This is a genomic window from Stenotrophomonas sp. SAU14A_NAIMI4_5 (assembly GCF_003086795.1).
Taxonomy (GTDB): domain Bacteria; phylum Pseudomonadota; class Gammaproteobacteria; order Xanthomonadales; family Xanthomonadaceae; genus Stenotrophomonas.
This window is the reverse complement of the sequence record NZ_CP026003.1, coordinates 1,751,741-1,773,804: the sequence shown is the minus strand read 5'-3', so window position 1 is coordinate 1,773,804 and position 22,064 is coordinate 1,751,741. Positions and strand designations below refer to the sequence as shown.

The 22,064-nt window shown below is 67.6% G+C and carries 11 protein-coding genes and 1 tRNA gene; 7 read left to right on the top strand and 5 right to left on the bottom strand.

From position 1 onward, the window contains the following. The first annotated feature begins 5 nt into the window (after positions 1-5). On the top strand, positions 6-2,117 hold the full coding sequence (locus tag C1925_RS08425; RefSeq protein ID WP_108768490.1) for a phospholipase C, phosphocholine-specific: 2,112 nt from the start codon (positions 6-8) through the stop codon (positions 2,115-2,117). A 236-nt stretch (positions 2,118-2,353) separates the two neighbouring features. After that, positions 2,354-5,026, top strand: coding sequence for a pyruvate dehydrogenase (acetyl-transferring), homodimeric type (aceE, locus tag C1925_RS08420; RefSeq protein ID WP_108768489.1), 2,673 nt, complete (start codon positions 2,354-2,356; stop codon positions 5,024-5,026). Here the strand turns inward: aceE and C1925_RS08415 are convergent, their stop codons facing one another. Then, a complete protein-coding gene (locus C1925_RS08415) occupies positions 5,027-9,694 on the bottom strand; it encodes an ATP-dependent helicase (RefSeq protein WP_254051410.1) in 4,668 nt (1,555 codons plus the stop codon). Positions 9,695-9,803: 109 nt separating this feature from the next. Between C1925_RS08415 and C1925_RS08410 the strand changes: the two genes are divergently transcribed. The 5 genes from C1925_RS08410 (at position 9,804) to C1925_RS08390 (ending at position 18,141) form a co-directional block, all read left to right on the top strand. Further along, positions 9,804-12,149: a TonB-dependent receptor gene (locus C1925_RS08410; protein ID WP_108768487.1), complete on the top strand. Its 2,346-nt coding sequence runs from the start codon at positions 9,804-9,806 to the stop codon at positions 12,147-12,149. Between the two features lie 114 nt (positions 12,150-12,263). Further along, entirely contained in the window at positions 12,264-12,695 is a 432-nt protein-coding gene (locus C1925_RS08405) for a DUF4189 domain-containing protein (protein WP_108768486.1), read from the top strand. A gap of 159 nt (positions 12,696-12,854) precedes the next feature. Next, entirely contained in the window at positions 12,855-14,045 is a 1,191-nt protein-coding gene (locus C1925_RS08400; protein ID WP_159097500.1) for an OsmC family protein, read from the top strand. Positions 14,046-14,152: 107 nt separating this feature from the next. Next, positions 14,153-17,167: a TonB-dependent receptor gene (locus C1925_RS08395; protein WP_108768484.1), complete on the top strand. Its 3,015-nt coding sequence runs from the start codon at positions 14,153-14,155 to the stop codon at positions 17,165-17,167. 5 nt (positions 17,168-17,172) lie between these two features. Then, positions 17,173-18,141: a DUF1684 domain-containing protein gene (locus C1925_RS08390; protein ID WP_108768483.1), complete on the top strand. Its 969-nt coding sequence runs from the start codon at positions 17,173-17,175 to the stop codon at positions 18,139-18,141. A gap of 80 nt (positions 18,142-18,221) precedes the next feature. Here the strand turns inward: C1925_RS08390 and C1925_RS08385 are convergent. The 4 genes from C1925_RS08385 to recX form a co-directional block, all read right to left on the bottom strand. Further along, positions 18,222-18,314 (bottom strand) — tRNA-Ser (locus C1925_RS08385). A gap of 79 nt (positions 18,315-18,393) precedes the next feature. Next, positions 18,394-18,597 (bottom strand): carbon storage regulator CsrA, encoded by a 204-nt coding sequence (gene csrA, locus C1925_RS08380; protein ID WP_079221459.1) that lies wholly within the window; start codon positions 18,595-18,597, stop codon positions 18,394-18,396. A 151-nt stretch (positions 18,598-18,748) separates the two neighbouring features. Further along, complete coding sequence (gene alaS / locus C1925_RS08375; protein ID WP_108768482.1) at positions 18,749-21,397, bottom strand: alanine--tRNA ligase; 2,649 nt, start codon at positions 21,395-21,397, stop codon at positions 18,749-18,751. A gap of 111 nt (positions 21,398-21,508) precedes the next feature. Next, positions 21,509-21,997 carry a recombination regulator RecX gene (gene recX, locus C1925_RS08370; protein ID WP_108768481.1) on the bottom strand — a complete coding sequence of 163 codons (489 nt, stop codon included), beginning with the start codon at positions 21,995-21,997 and terminating at the stop codon, positions 21,509-21,511. Positions 21,998-22,064 lie beyond the last annotated feature (67 nt).

The following is a 22,064-nucleotide window of genomic DNA, read 5'->3' as shown; positions in this document are numbered from 1 at the left end:
CATTCGTGACTGATATCGGCCGACGCCGGTTGTTGCAGGCCGGCGTCGCCGCCGGCCTGGCACCGCTGCTGCCCAGCATCGCCCGGGCGGCAGCCATCGCCCCGGCCGCGCAGACGCGCAGCCTGCAGGACCTGCAGCACATCGTGGTGTTCATGCAGGAAAACCGCTCGTTCGACCACTACTTCGGCACCCTGCCGGGCGTACGTGGTTTCGGCGACCGCTTCGTCGCCCCCGCCGCGCCGCTGGCCGGCGGGGACGGCCCACGCAGCCTGTGGCTGCAGCCCGATGCCAGCGGCCAGCGCGCGATCGCGCCGTTCCCGCTGGATACGGCCGCACACTTCGGCTACATGCGCGTGGAAGGCACCCCGCACACCTGGCCCGACGCGCAGCGCGCGTGGGACCACGGCCGCATGGGCCACTGGCCGATGGCCAAGCAGAACCACGCCATGGGCTATTTCCAGCGCGCCGACCTGCCCTTCCAGTTCGCCCTGGCCGAAGCGTTCACCATCTGCGATGCCTACCACTGCGCCATGCAGGCCGGCACCAACCCGAACCGGGTGTACCTGTGGACCGGCCACAACGATGCCTTCGCCCGCGCGGGCGGCCCGGTGATCGCCAACTCGCACGACAATTTCCCGGAGCACGGCGGGCATCCGGAGTCGTACCGCTGGGCCAGCTATGTCGAGCGCCTGCAGCAGGCGGGCGTGTCCTGGCAGATCTACCAGGACATGGCCGACAACTTCACCGACAACCCGCTGGCCGGCTTCGAGACCTTCCGCCAGGCCTACAGCGGCGCGCCGGGCCACGACGATGCGCTGCGCCAGCGCGGGGTCAGCACGCGGGGCCTGGCCCAGCTGCGCCAGGACGCCATCGATGGCCGCCTGCCGCAGGTCAGCTTCATCATCGCCGATGCCGCCGGCAGCGAGCACCCGGGCCCTTCCAGCCCGGCCCAGGGCGCGGCCTACACCGCGCGCGTGCTCGACGCGCTGACCGCCGACCCGGAGGTGTGGAGCCGTACCGCGCTGCTGCTGATGTTCGACGAGAACGATGGTTTCTTCGATCACGTGCCGCCGCCGGCACCTCCATCGGCACGATCCGATGGCAGCTGGGCGGGCGCTTCGTCGGTCAGCACCGACGGCGAGTACCACCAGCACCCGGCACCGGGCGATGAGAAGTACGACGTTGCCGAACTGCGTGGCCGCCCCTATGGCCTGGGCCCGCGCGTACCGCTGTATGTGATCTCGCCCTGGAGCCGTGGCGGCTGGGTCGATTCGCAGGTGTACGACCACACCTCGGTGCTGCGCCTGATCGAACGCCGCTTCGGCGTGGCCGCGCCGGACATCTCGCCGTGGCGCCGCGCGGTGTGCGGCGACCTGACCAATGCCTTCGATTTCGCCCAGCGCGATACCCGCCCGTTCGTGCGTGGGCTGCCCGATGTGAGCGCCACCGCCGCGCGCGCTGCCGCCCTGCCGGGTCGCACTGTGCCGGCGCTGCCCGACGGCCTGCAGGCGGCGCACCAGGAAGCGGGCACGCGCCCGTCGCGTGCATTGCCGTATCGCCCGCAGGCGCAGGTGGACGCGCTTGCCGCGGACGGTGTGACCCTGCAGCTGGCCTGCGAAGGCGCGGCCAGCGTGCTGCATGTCTACGACCGCCTGCAGCTGACTGCCCTGCCGCGCCGCTACACGGTGCTGCCCGGTGCACCGCTGCAGGACCGCTGGGCACTGGATGCGCACGGCCGCTACGACCTGTGGCTATTGGGATCGAACGGCTTCCACCGGCACTTCCGTGGCGTTGCCGGTGCACCGGTGCTGCAGGCCCAGGTTGAACAGAGCGATGGCCAGCTGCGGTTGCAGCTGCGCAATGCCGGCAGTGACGCGCAGTCGGTGCGTGTGCATGCCGGCGCCTATGCCGGGCACATGCCGGAGAAGACGCTGACCCTGGCTGCCGGCGCGCAGACCACGCTGGCATGGGACGCAGCGCCCACCGCCGGCTGGTATGACCTGCACGTGGTGGCCGGTGACAGCGAGCTGCGCCTGGCGGGCCGCGCCGAAGACGGACGCCCTGCCACCAGCGACCCGGCGATGGGTGGCCAGCCGCTGCGCTTCGAGCACGGCTGAGGGGGGCCTGTAGAGCCGAGCCCATGCTCGGCTGCACGGTCATCTGTAGAGCCGAGCCCATGCTCGGCTGCACTCCACAAAATGCAGCCGAGCATGGGCTCGGCTCTACAGAACAACGGCAACCCCGCATTCGCGCAGACCCAAGCCCTGCCCGCCTATCGGCGGCGCAGGCGCACACCTACGCTTGTCTTCTCGGTGGCCGCGCAGCGCCCGCGCGACGCCTTCTGGAGAACGCCATGAACCACACCTCTTCCCCCATCGATACCGACCCGCAGGAAACCCGCGAGTGGCGCGAGTCGCTGCAGGCCGTGCTCGAGATCGGCGGCCGCCCGCGCGCGCATTACCTGCTCGACCAGCTGTCCGACCTCGATGCAGACCGGCACGGCGACCTGCACACGCGCGCCTGGACCGCCTACACCAACAGCATCCCGCTGCACCGGCAGCCGCCCTACCCCGGCGACCTCGCCATCGAGCGGCGGCTCAACGCGATGATCCGCTGGAACGCAATGGTGATGGTGCTGCGTGCTGGCAAGCACTCCAACGTCGGCGGCCACATCGCCACCTACCAGTCGGCGGCAGTGCTGTACGACGTGGGCTTCGATCATTTCTTCCGTGGCCGCACCGAGACCTTTGACGGCGACATGATCTACATCCAGGGCCACTCCGCCCCCGGCATCTACGGCCGCGCCTACCTGGAAGGCCGCCTGGACGATCAGCAGATGGACAACTTCCGCCGCGAAGCCGGGCGCGAAGGCCTGTCCTCGTACCCACACCCGCGGTTGATGCCCGAGTTCTGGCAGTTCCCCACGGTGTCGATGGGCCTGGGCCCGCTCACCGCCGCCTACCAGGCGCGCTACATGCGCTACCTGGAATACCGCGGGCTCAAGCCGCACCAGGGCCGCAAAGTCTGGGCGTTCCTCGGCGATGGCGAAATGGACCAGCCCGAATCGCTGGCCGCCATCTCCCTGGCCGGGCGCGAGCGCCTGGACAACCTGGTGTTCGTGGTCAACTGCAACCTGCAGCGCCTCGACGGGCCGGTGCGTGGCAATGCCAAGGTCATCCAGGAGCTGGAAGGCACCTTCCGTGCCGCGGGCTGGAATGTCATCAAGGTGATCTGGGGCGGTGGCTGGGATGAGCTGCTGGCCGCCGACCACGACGGCCTGCTGCGCCAGCGCATGATGGAATGCGTGGACGGCGACTACCAGACGTTCAAGTCGCAGAACGGTGCCTACGTGCGCGAGCATTTCTTCGGTGGCCACCCGGAACTGCTGGCCCGCGTGGCGCACATGAGTGACGAACAGATCTGGGCGCTGGCACGCGGTGGCCACGATCCGCAGAAGGTGCACGCGGCCTACCTGCAGGCCATGCAGACTACCGGCCGGCCGACGGTGGTGCTGGCCAAGACGGTAAAGGGCTTCGGCATGGGCGAGGCCGGCGAAGGCCAGAACATCAACCACCAGCTGAAGAAGATGAGCGCCGATGCAGTGCGCGCTTTCCGCGACCGCTTCGACCTGCCGGTCAGCGACGAACAGCTGGAACAGATGCCCTACCTGCGCCCGCAGCCGGGCAGCGCCGAAGCAACGTACTTCGCCGAACGCCGCCGCGCACAGGGCGGGCAGCTGCCGGCGCGGCGTACCCATGTGGAGCCGCTGCCGGTGCCGCCGCTGTCAACGTTCGGCACGCAGCTGCAGGGCAGCGGCGACCGTGGCCAGTCCACCACCATGGGCTTCGTGCGCATCCTCACCACGCTGTTGAAGGACCCGGAGCTGGGCAGGCTGACCATTCCGATCGTGCCCGATGAATCACGTACCTTCGGCATGGAAGGCCTGTTCCGCCAGATCGGCATCCACTCCTACCTGGGCCAGCTGTACACCCCGCAGGATGCCGGCCAGCTGAGCTATTACAAGGAAGCTACCGACGGGCAGATCCTGCAGGAAGGCATCAACGAATCCGGTGCGATCAGCTCGTGGATCGCGGCGGGCACCGCCTACAGCAACCACGGCCTGGCGACGATCCCGTTCTACATCTTCTACTCGATGTTCGGCCTGCAGCGGGTGGGCGACCTGGCCTGGGCCGCCGCCGATGCGCGCACGCGCGGCTTCCTGCTGGGTGCTACCTCCGGCCGCACCACGCTGATGGGCGAAGGCCTGCAGCACGATGATGGCCACAGCCACGTGCTGTCCTCGGTCATTCCCAGCTGCATCTCCTACGACCCCACCTACAACTTCGAGCTGGCGGTGATCATCCACGACGGCCTGCGCCGCATGTACGTGGACCAGGAAGACATCTACTACTACATCACCCTGCTCAACGAGAACTACCCGCACCCGGCCCTGCCCGAGGGTGCCGAGGCCGGGATCCTCAAGGGCCTGTACCTGCTGCACCCGGCTCCGGCCGATGCTAGTGCGCAGCCACGCATGCAGCTGATGGGCAGTGGCGCGATCCTGCGCGAGGTGGAGGCCGCCGCCACCCTGCTGCAGCAGGACTTCGGCATTGCCAGTGACGTGTGGAGCGCCACCAGCCTGACCGAACTGCGTCGCGACGGCCTGGCCGCCGAGCGCTGGAACCTGCTGCACCCCGCCGCCGAAGCGCGCGTGCCTTACGTGCAGCAGTGCCTTGCAGGGTACGCTGGCCCGGTGGTGGTGGCCACCGATTACATGAAGATCGTCGCCGACCAGATCCGCCCCTTCATTGATGACCGTCGCTTCATCGCCCTGGGTACCGATGGTTTCGGCCGCTCGGACACACGCGAGTCACTGCGCACGTTCTTCGAGGTGGACCGCCACTTCATCGTGCTGGCTGCGTTGAAGGCATTGGCCGATGACGGTCGCGTCGAACGTACGCTGATGCAGGTCGCCATCGAGCGCTACGGCATCGACGTGGACAAGGCTGATCCGGCCGCGCCCTGATCAGCCGTTCCAGCCCAGGCCGCGCGGTTCATTGCTGAATCCCGCCGCGCGCAGCGCATCGATGGCGAGCCCACGATGGATGGCCTCGTCGTTGATCCGCTCCAGGGTGAAGGACAGCCGCCGGCCGCGCCGCAGGCCCACGGCCAGCGCCTGTGCCGCCGTTGCCCAACGCGTGGCCACGTCGCCTGCCTTGTCTTCGATCCAGCTGGTCAGCTGGCGGCCACCCTGCGGCAGATACAGCTGCAGGCGGCCTTCGCCGATCACCACCATCGCACCGGCCCGGCGCACCGGACGCGGCCCGGCGATGGGCTGGGGCCACGGCAGCAGGCTGCCGAACGGATTGGCGGGATCCAGCGCCGACAGCGCAACCCAGCCGTCAGGTCCACGTGTCTGCTCGGCGCTGGCACGCAGGCGGTCGATGTCGTCGCGCTGGGCGAACTGGGCACCGCCCATGCCTTCCACGAAGCGACCGCGCAGCAGCTGGCCCGCATCCTCCATGCTGCGCAGCACCGGGCGCAGTGCCGGAAATCCACCGGCCACGGCTTCGCTCATCGCTGCGCTACGGGTGACCACCGTGTAGCGGTCCAGCAGCGCCTCGGTCTGCGCCAGCGCGCGCAGGGTGTCACTGGCGCGCTCGCGCGGCAGCAGCGACCAGCGTCCCGCCAGCGTCGGCCCCGTGCTGCTGGCCAGCTCCAGTCCTGCGGTGTCCGTCGTCAGCGGAACGAAGGCAAAGCCGCGACGGCGGCGCGACACCGGCGTCGGCCGCGCCCGTGCAGGCCGCGCTCCGCCCAGCGCACGCAGCGGCGCCCACAGGTCACTGCTGATCTGTCCACGCCAGGCCAGCTGCCACAGCGCCGTCTGGAAGTCCTCACCCGCCGTGTCTGCACCGGCCAGTCGCGGCTGTACCTGCATCGCCAGTTGCCGGGCGAAGAACGCACCGCCGTCGGCCAGCACCTGCAGGATGGCCTGCTGCATCGGTGAGTCTTCGACCTGCACCGGTGTGACCGGCAGGGTTTCAGCGGCACGCTCACGCAGGTGCAACGACACCAGTCCATCGTCGTCGCCCAGCCGGCCATGGCCGACCCAGAGCACCCTGCCGGTGGCCAGCAGTTCATCCAGCAGCGCAGGCGTGTAGCCGGGCACGCGCGCGGGCAGCACCTGCTGTTCCCACAGCGATGCCGGCAGTGGCAGCCCCGCCAGTTGTTCGATCACCTGCAGCACGCCTTCGCTGTCACGCAGGCGTGCGCCCCCAGGCAGCACGCCCTGCCCCTGCAGCAGCAGACCGACATAGGCCTGCACCGGGACCGGGCGGGTCGCCTCGCGGGCGGCCTGCAAGGAGCGCAGCCGCAGCCGTTGCAGCACCTCCGTGCCCACCCACTCATGGCCTGCACGCGGTGAAGCCGCCGCTGCGACTTCGTCTGCCGCGCGACGATCCAGGCCGAACCGGCCGCGCACGACCCGGCCCTGTTCCTGCAGCACGTGCAGGGCAGCATCCACCACCGCCACACCAAGACCGAAACGGGCGGCCACGCTGCCACTGCTGAAGGGCCCATGGGTGCGCGCGTGGCGGCCGAGCAGATCGCCCAGCGGATCCGGTACCGGGGCCAGGAATACCTCGGCCACGTCCGCAGGCGGGATGATGCCCAGGACATCGCGCAGGCGCACGGCATCCTCCACCGCCGCCCACTGCTGGACCCCTGCGACGGGAACACGGATCGCACGACCCGCCGCCTGCAGCGCCTGCAGCCACGCATCCGCCTGCGCGGGCTCGGTGATGCGCTGTGCGACCTCCACGGCCGGCAGCGGGCCCAGCTCACGCAGCAGGTCGGCCACGCCTTCGCTGCCACGCGCGTGGCGGGCCGGATCCAGGCGTTGCAGCTCGCGCTCCACGGTGGCCACCACGGCATCGTCCAGCAGTTCGCCCAGATCCACCTCGCCGAGCAGTTCCGCCAGCAGCCCACTGTCGAGCGACAGCACCGATGCACGCCGTTCGGCCAGCGGTACATCGGCTTCGTACATGAACTCGGCGACATAGCCGAACAGCAGGTTCGCCGCGAACGGCGATGGCACGGCCGTATCCACCTCGACCACCTGGACCTGACCGGCCTGCACGCGCAGCATCAGCGCATCCAGTGCATCAAGGTCGTAGACGTCCTGCAGGCACTCGCGCGCGGTCTCAACCAGGATCGGGAACTCATCGTGGCCACGGGCGATCTCCAGCAGCTGCCCCGCACGCAGGCGCTGCTGCCACAACGGCGAGCGCTTGCCCGGCGTGCGCCGCGGCAGCAGCAGCGCGCGCGAGGCACACTCACGAAAACGTGCGGCGAACAACGCGGAACCGGCGACCGAGCGATTGATGACCTGGCGCAGGTGGGACGCATCGAACAGGAACAGTTCCGCGCCAGGCGGTGTACCGCTGCGGTCGGGCATGCGTACGATGATGCCGTCGTCGCTGGCCACCACGGCCGGATCGATGCCAGCCTGCTCGCGCAGGCGCGCAGCCACCGCCAGCGCCCAGGGATCGTGCACGCGGCGGCCGTAGGGCGAATGCAGCATCACCCGCCAGTCGCCGAGTTCATCACGGCAGCGCTCGACGACCAGGCGCAGGTCGGTGGGCAGCACACCGGTGGCCTGCTGCTGTTCGGCCACGAGCGCCAGCATGTTGCTGATCGCGCGTTCATCCAGGCCGCGATCGCGCAGCCGGGCGAGCAATGCCGGCGACGGCTCGGCAGCGCCGCCAGGCTCGGTCTCGAGTTCCGCCAGGAAGGCGCCGGTGGCCTGCCCCAGCTCGGCCGGGCGGCCGATGCCTTCGCCGCGCCAGAACGGCAGCCGCGCCGAGCGCCCCGGCGCTGGCGTCACCACGACCTGGTCAAGGGTGATCTGGTCGATGCGCCAGGACGTTGCGCCGAGGGTGATCACATCATTCACCCGCGACTCGTGGACCATCTCTTCATCCAGCTCGCCGACACGGCGCGATCCCGCCTGTTCTTCGCCTTCGGGCAGCACGACGGCATACATGCCACGGTCGGGAATGGTGCCGCCGCTGGTCACCGCCAGCTGGCGGGCGCCAGGACGTGCGGTCAACGTGCCGGTCTTCCGGTCCCAGACAAGCCGCGGGCGGAAACCGGCGAACTCATCGGACGGATAGCGGCCGGCCAGCATGTCCAGCACTGCGTCGAAGGCACTGCGCGGCAGCGTGCGGTACGGCGCAGCCCGGCGCACGCGTGCGAACCAGGCCTCGACATCGAGTGGCTCCATCGCTACCGCCGCCACGGTCTGCTGGGCCAGCACATCGAGCGGATTGCGCGGCGGATCGAGGGCTTCGATGCGTCCATGCAGCATGCTGTCCACCACCACCACAGCATCGACCAGATCACGGCGCGTACGCGGATACAGCAGGCCGCGTGACATGCCGCCCACCTGGTGACCGGCACGGCCCACCCGCTGCAGTGCACTGGACACCGAAGGCGGCGCCGCGACCTGGATCACCAGGTCCACTAGGCCCATGTCGATGCCCAGCTCAAGACTGGAGGTGGCGACCACGCAGCGCAGGTCACCCGACTTCAGCGCCTGCTCGATGGCGGCGCGCTGTTCCTTGGACACCGAGCCGTGGTGCGAGCGCGCGATCACCGAGGCCGGCGTGGTGACACGGTTCACCGTGCTGCCGGTGAACGATCCGTAGGCGGCTGTATCCGCAGCATCCGCTTCGCCCGCAGGCTCGACGCCCGTGCGCTCGGCATGCAGCTCGTTGAGTCGTGCAGTCAGCCGTTCGGCCACGCCACGCGAATTGGCAAACACAATCGTGGAGCGATGCCGCATCACGTTGTCGAGAATGCTGGCTTCCACATGCGGCCAGATCGAACCGGTGCGTGCGCCGGCCCCACGTCCTTCCGCGGGACCGTGCACGACCAGATCGGTCATGTCTTCCACCGGCACCACGATCTTCAGTTCCAGCTGCCGCTGCGAAGGCGGCTGCACCACCTGCACCGGGCGATCACCGCCGAGGAAGGCGGCAACGCCCTCGACCGGGCGCACCGTGGCCGACAGGCCGATGCGTTGTGCGGGTGCCTGCAGCAGCGCATCGAGCCGCTCCAGGCTCAGCGCCAGGTGCGAGCCACGCTTGCCGCCCGCCACCGCATGGATCTCATCGAGGATCACCGTATGCACATCGCGCAGGATCTCCCTCGCCTGCGAGGTCAGCATCAGGTACAGCGACTCTGGCGTGGTGATCAGGATATCCGGCGGGCGCCGCACCAGGCGTGCGCGGTCACTGCTGCTGGTATCGCCGGTGCGCATGGCCACGGTCAGGGCCACCGCCGGATCGCCGCGCTCGCCGCGGCGGGCGCTGATGCCCTTCAGGGGCACCTGCAGGTTGCGCTGCACATCGCTGCCCAATGCCTTGATCGGCGACAGGTACAGCACGCGCGTGCGCGGTACGGGCTTAGCCGCCGGGTCGCGGCGTGCGTCGCCATCGCGCTCGGCGAAGACCTGGTCGATCGCATGCAGGAACGCAGCCAGCGTCTTGCCCGATCCGGTCGGCGCCACCACCAGGGTGTGCCGGCCTGCGGCGATCGACGCCCACGCCTCGTCCTGCACCGGCGTCGATGCGGCGAACGCGGAACGGAACCAGTCGCGGGTGGCGGGATGGAAGTGCTGCAGGGAATCCAAGACAGGGCCGGTCGCCATCGATGATGGCTTCGATGATACGGCGAAGAAATCGTTTGTCGTTACGAATAGTTACGTTATAACATTTCACGCCAATTTTACGGAGCGTGTCATGCGTCGCCACCTGCTAGCTGCAGCCATCCCCCTCGCCCTTCAGTCCGTCGCCCTCCATTCCGCCAGGGCGGCGGACGCGCCCACCCTTCCCACCCTGCAGGTGGAAGCCAGCCAGCCCTCACGCATCGACAGCCGGGTCACCGTCGACAACCCGCAGGCCCAGAACCGCACCCTTGGCGGCCTGCTAGAGCATGTCTCCGGCGTGCAGAGCAGCGCCTTCGGGCCCAACGCCGGCGCGCCGGTCATCCGCAGCCTGAGCGGCAACCGCGTGCAGATCCTGCAGGACGGCCAGTCCATCCTTGGCATGAACGCGATCAGCGGCGACATCAACATTCCATTCGACCCGCTGTTCGTGCGCAGCGTCACCGTCAACAAGTCCTCCGACACGGTGCGCTACGGCGGCAACGCCATCGGCGGCAGCGTCGAGGTCGACTCCGGGCTGATCCCGCGCTCGATGGAAGACAAGGACCAGTCGATGGAACTGGTGCTGCGCAAGGGCTTCAACGCCGCCGATGCGCAGGGCTTCCGGATGAACTTCAACAACCAGCGCAACGTCTCCACCAACCTGCAGGTCTCGCGGCAGCGCATCTCGCACTACGACATTCCCGGCAACAGCAAGGCGGCCGCCTGCAACAGCCAGCTGTTCCCGGCCGCCGGCGGGGTCAACTCGGCGCTGGCCGATGCCTGCCAGAAGGAGGCCCGGGTGCAGCAGGTCTACAACAAAGCCTCGCAACCCTACATCGACCAGTTCATGACCGAGAACCCGGACTGGGCCGATGGCGAGTTCTCCTTCTACACCAACAGCCCGACCTCGGTCTGGCAGCACCAGACCTACGTCAATCCGGTCAATCCGGACTACGTCGCCGGCACGCCGTCCTATGTGCAGAAGCGGATCAACAACGACGTCACCCCGGACTACCACCACCGCCTGGGCAACAGCTACTCACGCAGTTCCCAGGTGGCTCTCGGCTCGACCCTGTTCTTCGACCGCGGCTACGTGGGTGTCAGTATTGATGCCAAGGACAGCGAATACGGCGTGCCGGGCTTCTCGATGCAGAACCTGTCCTTCGGTTCCAACTACGCCGACGGCCTGCCTGTGGGCGTGGTCATCAAGCAGGAGCGCTATGCGCTGGAAGCCCTGCTGCGCGACCCGGTGCCGGGCATCGAGCGTGCCGAGCTGCGCGTCTCGCAGCTGGACAACACCTCGGGCGAACGCCTGGGTACCAGCAAGGCCAACGATTACGACTTTGAATGCACCCAGGCCGAACTGCTGCTGGCCCATCGCCGCGTCGGCCCGCTGAGCGGCCTGCTCGGTCTCAGCCAGCAGTCGCGTGACGTCACCGGCAGCGGATCGCTGCGCTACCTGCCCAACGTCGATACGCGCAGCCAGGCGGTGTTCCTGAAGGAAACACTGGACTTCGACTGGGCCTCGTTCGATGCCGGCGTGCGCCACGAACGCGTAGACCACACATTGCGGCCGAGCAGCTTCAAGACGGCGCGCAATTCCGCCAACACCACGCTGCAGGACCGCGACTTCCGGCTCAACAGCTACAGCATCGGCGCCTACGTTGAACTCGGCCCGCTGTTCGCCGCCAAGGTGCGTTACTCCTCCTCGCAGCGCGCACCGGAGATCAACGAGCTCTACGCCAGCAATGCGCATTATTCGGTGATGACCCAGGAGGAAGGCAACCAGAACCTGGACCCGGAACGTGCGAAGAACCTCGAGCTGACCGGCCTGTTCCACCTGGGCGGCTTCCAGCTGTCGGCCACCGCTTACCGCATGCGTTACGAAAACTACCTGTACCTGGGCTACTCCGGCCTGCAGACCGCCAACCGCCTGCCGCTGAAGTACTGGAAGCAGACCGATACGACGGTGAAGGGTTTCGAGGTCGATGCCTCGCAGTCACTGATGCTCGGTCGCTTCGGCAGCCTGGAGGTATCGGCCTTTGCCGACCTGGTGAAGAACAAGGCCGACCACCCCGATTCGCTGCGCGCCCATAACGATGGCGAATACCTGCCCAACATGCCGACCAACCGTTACGGCGCCACCGTGCAATGGCAGCGCGAGGGCTGGAAGGCGCAGCTGTCGAGCACCTACTACGACACGCAGAAGTACCTGGGCCGCAACGTCAGCGAAGAAGTACCACTGGATGCGTTCAACCTGGTCGACCTGCAGCTGAGCCGGGAGATTCCCTTGCGCACGACCGCCGTGGCCGGGATGGAGGTCTTCATCAACGGCAGCAACCTGCTCAACGAAGAGGCGCGCCCGCACAACTCGCCACTGAAATACATCGCGCCACTGCCGGGGCGTGGCTTCCAGGTGGGCGTGACCGTGCGGCTCTGAACCAGAGCCGGCAGCACAGCGCCTGCGGAACGTGAACCGCGGGCGCGATTGCGCGCACGACAGGCTTGATTACCGTTACCCCTTCGGTCAACCATCGACGAAAAGGAGGATTCAATGAACTGGATGCATGCAATTTCCTGTGCGCTGCTGTTGGGCGTTTCGTCCACTGCAGGCGCGGCCTCGGCCATTGCCTACGATGCAGATGGCGCCTACGGCTACTCGATGAACCAGGCGACGGTGAGCGCCTCGATGCAGAACGCGGTGAAGTACTGTGCCGCCCGCTCCCGCAACTGCGGCCAGTCGGCCGTCGCCACCGGCGAGGGCTACTCGGCCATCTTCACCGGAACGGTGTCCATGGGCTTCGCCCTGGCCGAGGCCAGTCCGGAAGCCGCGCAGCGCAAGGCAGAAAAGATGTGCCGGGAACGCGCCAACGACTGCACGCTGGCGGTGATGTGGCGCGAGCAGCCGTCGCAGGTGATCGAGCGGCCGTGGCACCCCGGTGCACCGGCACCGGCACCGGTTCCGGAGCCCCGCCGCATTTACTAGTACCGGTTTTTGATCGGCGAGACAGCCGCCCAGCGTCGATGACGTTGGGCGGCTGGCGCGGGCGCGTATATGGGAATGGCCAAGCGTTATTTAGCCGGGGCGATCCGACGTGAAACAGTGGGCACTCGTTCATGTTCGCCCTCGGAGCCCATTCCTTTCATGTCCCTCGCCCTCCCCCGGACCGCGTTGACGTTCATCGGCGCCGCCGCGCTGTCCTCCCTGCTGTTGCTGTCCGCGCCCGGCGCGGTTGCCGCTGAAGATGCGGTCTCTCCGCTGCGCGCCTATGTCGCTGCCAAGCGCGCGGCCATCCAGGCGCAGTCAGCGCAGCCTGCAGTCCCGACCACCATCCATGCCAAGGTGACTGCCGAGAGCCGCTCAGGGGTCAGGCGCCTGCGCATCGGGCCAACCGGCGAGTTCCAGTACATCAGCGACAGCGGCCGGGACTACGCCGGCTACAACCTGGGTGCCGGCTCCTGGGACTCGCTGGTCGGTACGCTCGCCAGCTCGGTGGCTGACGAGTACGTCGTGCAGGCGGCGGTGCAGGACATTCCGCTGGATGCGCTGGATGTGGTGTTCACCAGCATTCCCGAGCGCAAGAGCGCAAGCCTGGCCTATCCCAACAACCTCTCCTACGTCGTCTACATCGATTCGCCGGCAACCGATGCACAGCTGCAGGCGCTGAAGCGCGCGGTGCACGAGAATTCCTCGGCGATCGATCTGGTGACGCGACCCCAGCAGGTCAGCCACGCCGACGTGGACTACGTCCAAAGCTCATCCACGCGCAATCCGAAGCTGCCCCCAGGCCTGCGCGACTTCATCACCGAGGAGAAGCGCCCGGCGGTACTCGCCCGGCAGGCGCCACGCGATCCGAAGGATGCACCGAGGGAACCCGAGACCCTTCTCGCCCGCGCCCACGTCGAACCCCACACCGGCCTGCGCCACGTTTTCCTGGGCAAGGATGGCTACCACCAGCAGCTGCATGACAGTGCGCCGGGGCTGCTTGGCTACGGCCTGGCACCCACGGTGGAGGAGCACCTGCTGGGCGTCACCGGCACCTGCCTGACCCACATCTTCGAAGTGCAGGCAGCCTCCCGCAACGTGTTGCTGGACTCGCTGGAGCTGACCGTTGATGGTCAACTGAGCCCGCGCTTCGGCAAGGGCGTCACCACGCCGGCACGCTACAGCGGCATCCGCTATCGCGTGCGCATCGAGTCGCCTGCATCGGCCCAGGAGATCGATGCCCTCCGGCAGTCGGTCGAGGCCACCTGCCCGCTCTACAACTTGGTCAAGGACGAGCAGAAGCTCGAAGGCCGCATCGTTCGCGGTCCCTACGCAGACGCCGCGCAGTAGCCGCAGGCGTTGCATGGGTTGACCTTGCGGTGGCGGTCTCCCCGGCCCACAGCGGCCCGGGAGACGCCCCTTCACTCCGGTTGTCAGCATCTCTCTGGGGATATTCGATGAAGCTCGTCCTGCGCTCGCATTCGAGCGTGCAACGCCCGTGGTACAACCTGCGCCCGCAGCGAGCGCGCCGCCGCCACCTGGCCCTGGCGCTGTGCACCCTGCTTGCGCCCGCGGCAGAGGCCGCCGAGGAGAAGCAGGCCTCCGCCGCGCACGCGCATGAGGGGAATGCACGCCTGCTCGACAAGGTCTCCGTTCTCGGCTCGCAGATTGCCGGCGGTGGCGCCCAGGCGGCGCTGCCGGTGGTGGCGGTGGACCGCGAACAGATCGAATCGACCGGCGCCACCAACGGCAACGAGCTGTTCCGCAGCCTGCCGCAGTTTGGCGACGTCGCCGTCACCGAGAAAGGCACCACCAACGCCGGGCGCAATTCGAATGTCGCCCGCGGCGACGTCGGCTCCATCAATCTGCGCAACCTTGGCGCGAAGTACACACTGCTGCTGGTCAACGGCCGGCGCACCGTCCAGCATCCCATCAGCAACAGCGGCGACGATACGACCTACAACGCCAATGCCATCCCGACCTTCGGTCTGGAACGCATCAACCTGCTGCTTGACGGCGCAGCCTCCATCTACGGCTCCGACGCGGTGGCGGGCGTGGTCGACCTCGTAACGCCGGCCAACCTGCAGAACGGCGGAGGCGTCCGCCTGGACTACGGCAAGGTGTCCGACGGCCATCGTGAGGACGTCTCGCTGGATGGCTACCTGGGCAGCGACTTCGCCGATGGACGCGGCAACATCTCGCTGCTCTACGGATTTTCCACGCGGACGGCGCAGCGCAACTCCGACGCCTGGTTCACGGCGACCGATGGCCGTCGTCCGCTGAGAGATGGCACCAGCGTGCCCGACCCGAACGGCAGCACCGGCTTCAGCACGCGGACGCCGTGGGGCCACTTCGATACCTATGCCAATGGCAGGCGCACCGGCAGCTGGAGCATCGATCCTGCGACCGGCGCACTCGTCTCCGGTACGGTGCCGACCCGCTACCACTATGACTCGGCCGCCGAGCCGGGCATCACCTCGGCGCCCGCCATCCGCAAGGGCAATGTGTTCGCCAGCGGCCGGTTCGACATCAACGACTCGCTGCAGCTGTTCGGCGAGCTGGCCTATTACCGGGCCAGGTCCGAGTCGTGGGTGAGCAGTGAGTCCGGCTTCGGCGGCGAGGGCTTCCTGCTGCACATCCGTCCCGATGCCTACTGGGTGCCGGAAGCGCTGCGCGGTGCCGATGCGATCCGACTGCTGAACTATCAGTTCGCGGACTCGGGGATCCGCCGCGTCACGGTCGACAACGAGCAGTCGCGCGTCCTGCTGGGCGTGCGTGGCTGGACCGAAGGCGGCTGGAACTGGGAAAGCGCACTGCTGTACTCACGCGCGCGCAGCACCGATGTGCAGCAGGGCGGGCTCACCGATGCCTTCATCGAGGCGGTGAACCGCACCGATGCCAGTGCCTACAATCCGTTCAGCGGAGGTGATCCCGCCAGCATCCGGGTTGGCGATGCCACGCCCTATGACACCTCCTCGTTCATTGGCGAGGCGACGCGCGTAGGCACCAGCGAGCTGGCGTTGTGGGATTTCAAGATCGACCGCTCCGATCTACTGACGTGGTATGCCGGCGACATCGGCGTGGCGGCGGGCGTGGAGTACCGTTACGAAAGCCGCAGCGATGACCGCGATGGGAACATCGATGGCAGCCACCCCTATACCGACTGGTACACCGGAACGGTGGCGCCCAGCAATTTCTTCACCCACAGCCCGCGGCCCGACGTGCATGGCAGCCGCAACGTCACCTCCGCGCTGGTCGAACTGGCCATCCCCCTGGTGTCCGCCGCGCAGGGCGTGCCGCTGGTGCAATCGCTGGACCTGCAGGTGGCTGCGCGCTGGGAGGACTACAGCGACGCCGGCAAGGTCGCCAAGCCGAAGCTGGCCGCTGCGTGGAAGGTCAATGACAGCCTGCTGCTGCGCGGCTCGGTCAGTGGCGGCTTCCGCGCGCCGGGGCTGGAACTGGTCAATTCACCGCCCACCTACGGGTTCGGCTTCAACAACGACGCCATCCGCTGCCATGCACTCATCGCCAAGGGTGCACAGCCGAACTACAGCGCCTGCCTCAACGCTTACAGCAGTGGTTCGGCGGTCAAGCCATCGGTCAGCTCGGTGACCTCCTACGGCGATGACGTCAAACCGGAAACGACGCGACAGTCTTCCTGGGGCGCAGTGTTCGAGCCACGCTTCCTGCCCGAACGCTTCGGCTCGATCAGCCTGAGCGTGGACACGTGGCGGGTGAAGGTCGAGAACCCGATCAGCACCATGGGCGAGGAACTGCTCTACGACGCCTACCTGCGTGTCGTCGAAGGCACCAGCAACCCCAACGTCGTGCGTGCGCAGGCAACTGCAGAAGACATCGCCCTGTTCGCGGGCACCGGGCTTGAGCCGGCCGGCGTCGTCACCAACATCTACAACCGCTACCAGAACCGCAGTCCGCTGACGGCCTCCGGCATGGATTACAACTTCAACTGGCGGCTACCGGACACCGCATGGGGGCGCTTCGCGCTGCTGGTCAGCGTCAGCCAGTTGAAGGAGTACACCCAGCAGAAGCCGGCCGAAGTGCAGGAGGTCGCCGCCGCGATCGCCCGCGGCGCGTTGAACATCATCGCGCCCGACCTTGGTGCGGCCAACGAAGTCGGCATCAACGGGGCAAAGCCGGAGTGGCGGGCCAGCGCCACCTTGATCTGGAACCTGAAGGACTGGACCGTGCGGCTGCGCGACGACTACATCGACAGTGTCAGGGCCGGCGCGTACGCCGATGGCCGGCCGTACGTGGTCGCCTCCACCCAGCGCTGGGCCTTGTCGGTGAAAAAGGAGTTCCACGCGGGGCTGCTGCAGGGCGCCGCCGTGGAAGTGGGAGCGCGCAACCTGTTCAACAAAGAGCCGCCCCTCAACGCCTCGGGCAATTACCTGAGCGCGCTGCACGAGACCTACGGGCGCTACATCCACCTCGGCATTTCAAAGAACTGGTGAACCGCATGAAGAGACTGACCCTCGCGTTCCTGCTTGCGGCGGCACTGGGCGTGGCCGCGTGCAGCCCACGGCAACCCGTGGATGCGCAGGCCGCGACTGGAACGCCCGCAGCGTCGGCGTTCCAGACAGAGCACGCCGAGTGGGTGCGCCAGCGCGCCGCGGACCTGGGCAAGCCGGATGGCTGGACCAGCCTCACCGGTCTGCACTGGCTGGAAGCCGGTACGCAACGCGTGGGGGGAAGCGAGGACAACGACATCCGGCTGGCCATTGCACCCGCTCGCCTGGGCCAGATCGAGCAGCGTGGCGACGCCGTGTTCTTCCAGCCTGCCGATGGCGTGGCCGTTACCACGGAAGGCACACCGGTGCTGGGCAGCACTCGCCTGGCGCCGGAGGGCCCTGGCGGTGGCACCACGCTCACCTATGACGACGGCAAGGGAAAAATCAGTGTGATCCGCCGTGGCCAACGCCTTGCGCTGCGGGTCCGGCATGCCGATGCACCGGCTCGCCTGGCCTTTTCCGGTCTTGATTTCTTCCCTGCAGACGAAGGCTGGCGGCTGCAGGCGCGCTTCGTGCCACACCCTGCCGGCAGGACGCTGCCCATCGCCAGTGTCATCGGCGAGGTCACCGACACGCCCAATCCTGGATACGTCGTCTTTGAAAAAGAGGGTCGACAGTGGAGGCTGGAAGCATTGGGCGATCCGGCCAAAGGACTGAACCTGATGTTCCAGGATCAGACGACGGGCCGGCAGACCTATGGTGTCGGTCGCTACCTGCGCACCGATGCGGTCGCCGCGGATGGTTCGGTCGCGCTCGATTTCAATCGCGCCTACAACCCACCGTGCGCGTACACCGAATTCGCGACGTGCCCACTGCCGCCGCCGGAGAACCGGCTCGCGCAGCAGGATGCAGACCACACGCTCGTTCGGCTGGCAGTGCTTTCTGGCGAACGGAAATATTCCGCGTCCCACGATTGATCGGCAACTGCCGTTCCGCACCAATCACGCACAACGAAAAACGCCCGCAAATCGAAGATCTGCGGGCGCTTTCTTGTATCTGGCGGAGCGAGAGGGATTCGAACCCTCGATAGAGCTTTTGACCCTATACTCCCTTAGCAGGGGAGCCCCTTCAGCCACTCGGGCATCGCTCCGGGGTTTTCTCCGCGTCTGGTGCGGTGCACCTCAGCGGGGCGTGAATCATAACGTTAATCAGACGCGAAGGTAAAGCTTTTATTCGCCGGAATTTTCACTTCCGGTGCTGCCGGCTTCGTCACCACGCTGGATGCGCTGGTAGATCTCTTCGCGATGCACAGCAACGTCCTTCGGCGCGGTGATACCGATGCGCACCTGGTTGCCCTTGACGCCGAGCACGGTGACGCTCACCGAGTCTCCGATCATCAGGGTTTCGCCGACGCGGCGAGTCAAGATCAACATTTTAGTAAGTCTCCATGGAACCGTGTGGAAGGGTATCCCCCACCGGCTTGACGCTCCGTCAAGAAGCGTCCCCACGACAAAGGGAAAAGATTTCGCAATGGTACCGTCAGCCGTCCCGCTCCTACAAGGAGGGGGACGGCAGGGGTTCACATCACAGGCGGGGGCTGACCCATTCGACAACCGCGGCCAGAGCGGTAGCAAGGGCGGGCCCGTCCTCGCCACCACCCTGGGCGAGGTCCGGGCGTCCGCCGCCCTTGCCCCCGATCTGACTGGCGATATGGGACAACAGTTCCCCGGCCTTGACCTTGCCCATTGCACTGCCGTTCACGCCCGCGACCAGCGCGGCCTTGCCGTCCTGGGTGCCGGCCAGCACGATCACGGCGTTGCCCAGCTGCTGCTTCAGGCGGTCCATGGCATCACGCAGGGCCTTGGCGTCAAAGCCTTCCAGGCGGGCGGCCAGCACCTTCACACCGGCAACCTCGACGGCCTGGCCGGAGAGATCGGCGGTAGCGCCGGCGGCGACCTTGGCCTTCACGGCCTCCAGCTCACGCTCCAGCTGCTTCTGGCGCAGGCCCAGGGCGCGGATCTTCTCGACCACGTCGGCGGCGCTGCCACCCAGCAGTTCGGCTGCTTCGGCCAGGCGGGCCTCTTCGGCCGCCACATAATCCAGGGCGCCCTGGCCGGTGACCGCCTCGATGCGACGCACGCCGGCCGAGACACCGCCTTCGGAAGTGATCTTGAACAGACCGATGTCGCCGGTGCGGCTGACGTGGGTACCGCCACACAGTTCGGTGGAGTAGTCACCCATCTTCAGCACGCGCACGTTCTCGCCGTACTTCTCGCCGAACAGGGCCATCGCGCCGAAGTCCAGCGCTTCCTGCATGCCCATGTTGTGCACTTCGGCGGCGTTGTTGGCGCGCACCTGCTGGTTGACCTTGCGCTCGATCACGGCCAGTTCTTCGGCGCTGATCGACTGGAAGTGCGAGAAGTCGAAACGCAGGCGGTCCGGTGCGACCAGCGAACCCTTCTGCTGCACGTGGGTGCCGAGCACTTCGCGCAGGGCGGCATGCAGCAGGTGGGTGGCCGAGTGGTTGAGGATGGTAGCGCCGCGGCGCTCGCCATCGACCTGGCCGGACAGCACGTCGCCGACCTTCAGGCCGCCTTCGGACAAAGTGCCGACGTGGCCATGGAACTGGCCCGCGAACTTCTGGGTGTCGCTGACCACCAGGCGCACGCCGTTGCCCGCCAGTACGCCGGTATCACCGACCTGGCCGCCGGATTCGGCGTAGAACGGGGTCTGGTTGGTGATGACGATCACGGCGTCGCCGGCCTCGGCCGACTGCGCCGGACGGCCGTCCTTCAGCAGGGCCAGCACGGTCAGGCCGTCAGCCTGCAGGCGGTCGTAGCCCAGGAACAGGGTCGGGGTCAGGGTCGCCACCAGCTCGGCCGGCAGGGTCACGCCGCCACCGAACTTGCCGGCGGCACGCGCGGTCTCGCGCTGCTGCTCCATCGCCGCATCGAAGCCGTCGGTATCAACGGTCAGCTCGCGCTCGCGGGCGATGTCCTGGGTCAGGTCCAGCGGGAAGCCGTAGGTGTCGTACAGGCGGAACGCGTCGACGCCGGGGATCACGCCATTGCTGGCCTTGGCCGCCACGTCCTCGAAGATCTTCATGCCGGCGTCGAGGGTTTCAGCGAAACGCTCTTCCTCGGCCTGCAGCGCACGGACCACGGTGTCGGCCTGGGCCGGCAGTTCCGGGTAGGCCTCGCCCATCAGCTCGACCAGGGTCGGCACCAGCTTGCTGAAGAACGGCTGGCGCACGCCCAGCATCCAGCCGTGGCGCAGGGCGCGGCGGATGATACGGCGCAGCACGTAGCCGCGACCTTCGTTGGACGGCAGCACGCCATCGACGATCAGGAACGAGCAGGCGCGGATGTGATCGGCGATCACGCGCAGCGACTTGTTCTCCAGGTCGGCCATGCCGGTCAGCTCGGACGCCTTGCGGATCAGCGCCTGGAACAGGTCGATCTCGTAGTTGGTGTGCACGTGCTGCAGGATCGCCGCCAGGCGCTCCAGGCCCATGCCGGTGTCCACGCACGGTGCCGGCAGCGGCACCAGGGTGCCGTCGGTCTGGCGGTCGAACTGCATGAACACCAGGTTCCAGATCTCGATGAAGCGGTCACCGTCTTCATCCGGCGAACCCGGGGGGCCGCCGGCGATATGGTCGCCGTGGTCGTAGAAGATCTCGGTGCACGGACCGCAGGGGCCGGTGTCGGCCATCTGCCAGAAGTTGTCCGAGGCGTACGGGGCGCCCTTGTTGTCGCCGATGCGTACGATGCGCTCTTCCGGGATGCCGACCATGTCGCGCCACAGCGCGTAGGCCTCGTCATCGGTCTGGTAGACGGTGACCAGCAGGCGCTCGGCCGGCAGCTTCCAGACCTGGGTCAGCAGTTCCCATGCCCAGGCGATGGCGTCCTTCTTGAAGTAATCACCGAAGGACCAGTTGCCCAGCATTTCGAAGAAGGTGTGGTGACGCGCGGTGTAACCGACCTGGTCGAGATCGTTGTGCTTGCCACCGGCGCGCAGGCAGCGCTGGACGTCGGCCGCGCGCACGTAGCTGCGCTTTTCCGCGCCCAGGAACACGTCCTTGAACTGGACCATGCCCGAGTTGGTGAACAGCAGGGTCGGATCATTGCCCGGCACCAGCGGCGCCGACGGCACGATGGTGTGGCCTTTGCCCTTGAAGAACTCAAGGAAATCGCTACGGATCTGGGAAGTCGTGAATTTGGCGGGTGCGTTCATTGAGGGGGCTGGCAGTGTGCGGGCCGGCAGCCCCGAACCGCCGGCCTCACTGGCCAGGGTCGTAACGGACCGCCGAAAACCTAAAGGGTATCAGGCCCGGCGCCGTCAGTCTCAGTCATCCGGGTCGAAGCGGGTCGCGCGGCGGATGGTGTCCCCGTCGAAGCCCCGCCGGGCCAGCAGATCGGCGGCCTTGCGCCGCTGTGCCAGGTCCTGCGGGCCGTCCTCGCCGAAGCGGCGGCGGACCAGATCGCGGGCGTTTTCCTGCCAGTCGCCTTCGTAGGTGTCCATGGCAGCGGCAATGGCGGCACTGTCCAGCCCATGGGTGCCGAGCTCGGCACGGACGTGGATGGGCCCATAGCCGGTGTTGGCACGCATCCGGACGAGATTCTCCGCAAAGCGCGTGTCGTCCTGCCAGCCGGCCTCGGTCAGCTTGGCCACGGCGGCCTCGGCCGCCTCGCCCTCGATGCCTCGGGCGGTCAGCTTTCGGGTCAGCTCCTTGCGCGAATGCTCACGCCGCACCAGCAGGCCCAGGGCTCGCTGTACGGGGGTCTGTTCGCGCGGCCGGCGCTTGCGGCCGGTGGGGGCGTCGGCATCGGACATTGCTTACTCCAAGGGTGGCGCCGTCCCTGGCACCCTGCCCGTCCGTGGGCGGTTCGAACCTGCGGGA

Bases quoted from the DNA above. Each gene is read 5' to 3' on its own strand.
- aceE (WP_108768489.1), top strand. From the start codon at position 2,354: ATGAACCACACCTCTTCCCCCATCGATACCGACCCGCAGGAAACCCGC.
- C1925_RS08410 (WP_108768487.1), top strand. From the start codon at position 9,804: ATGCGTCGCCACCTGCTAGCTGCAGCCATCCCCCTCGCCCTTCAGTCC.
- C1925_RS08405 (WP_108768486.1), top strand. From the start codon at position 12,264: ATGAACTGGATGCATGCAATTTCCTGTGCGCTGCTGTTGGGCGTTTCG.
- C1925_RS08400 (WP_159097500.1), top strand. From the start codon at position 12,855: ATGTCCCTCGCCCTCCCCCGGACCGCGTTGACGTTCATCGGCGCCGCC.
- C1925_RS08395 (WP_108768484.1), top strand. From the start codon at position 14,153: ATGAAGCTCGTCCTGCGCTCGCATTCGAGCGTGCAACGCCCGTGGTAC.
- C1925_RS08390 (WP_108768483.1), top strand. From the start codon at position 17,173: ATGAAGAGACTGACCCTCGCGTTCCTGCTTGCGGCGGCACTGGGCGTG.
- csrA (WP_079221459.1), bottom strand. From the start codon at position 18,597: ATGTTGATCTTGACTCGCCGCGTCGGCGAAACCCTGATGATCGGAGAC.
- alaS (WP_108768482.1), bottom strand. From the start codon at position 21,397: ATGAACGCACCCGCCAAATTCACGACTTCCCAGATCCGTAGCGATTTC.
- recX (WP_108768481.1), bottom strand. From the start codon at position 21,997: ATGTCCGATGCCGACGCCCCCACCGGCCGCAAGCGCCGGCCGCGCGAA.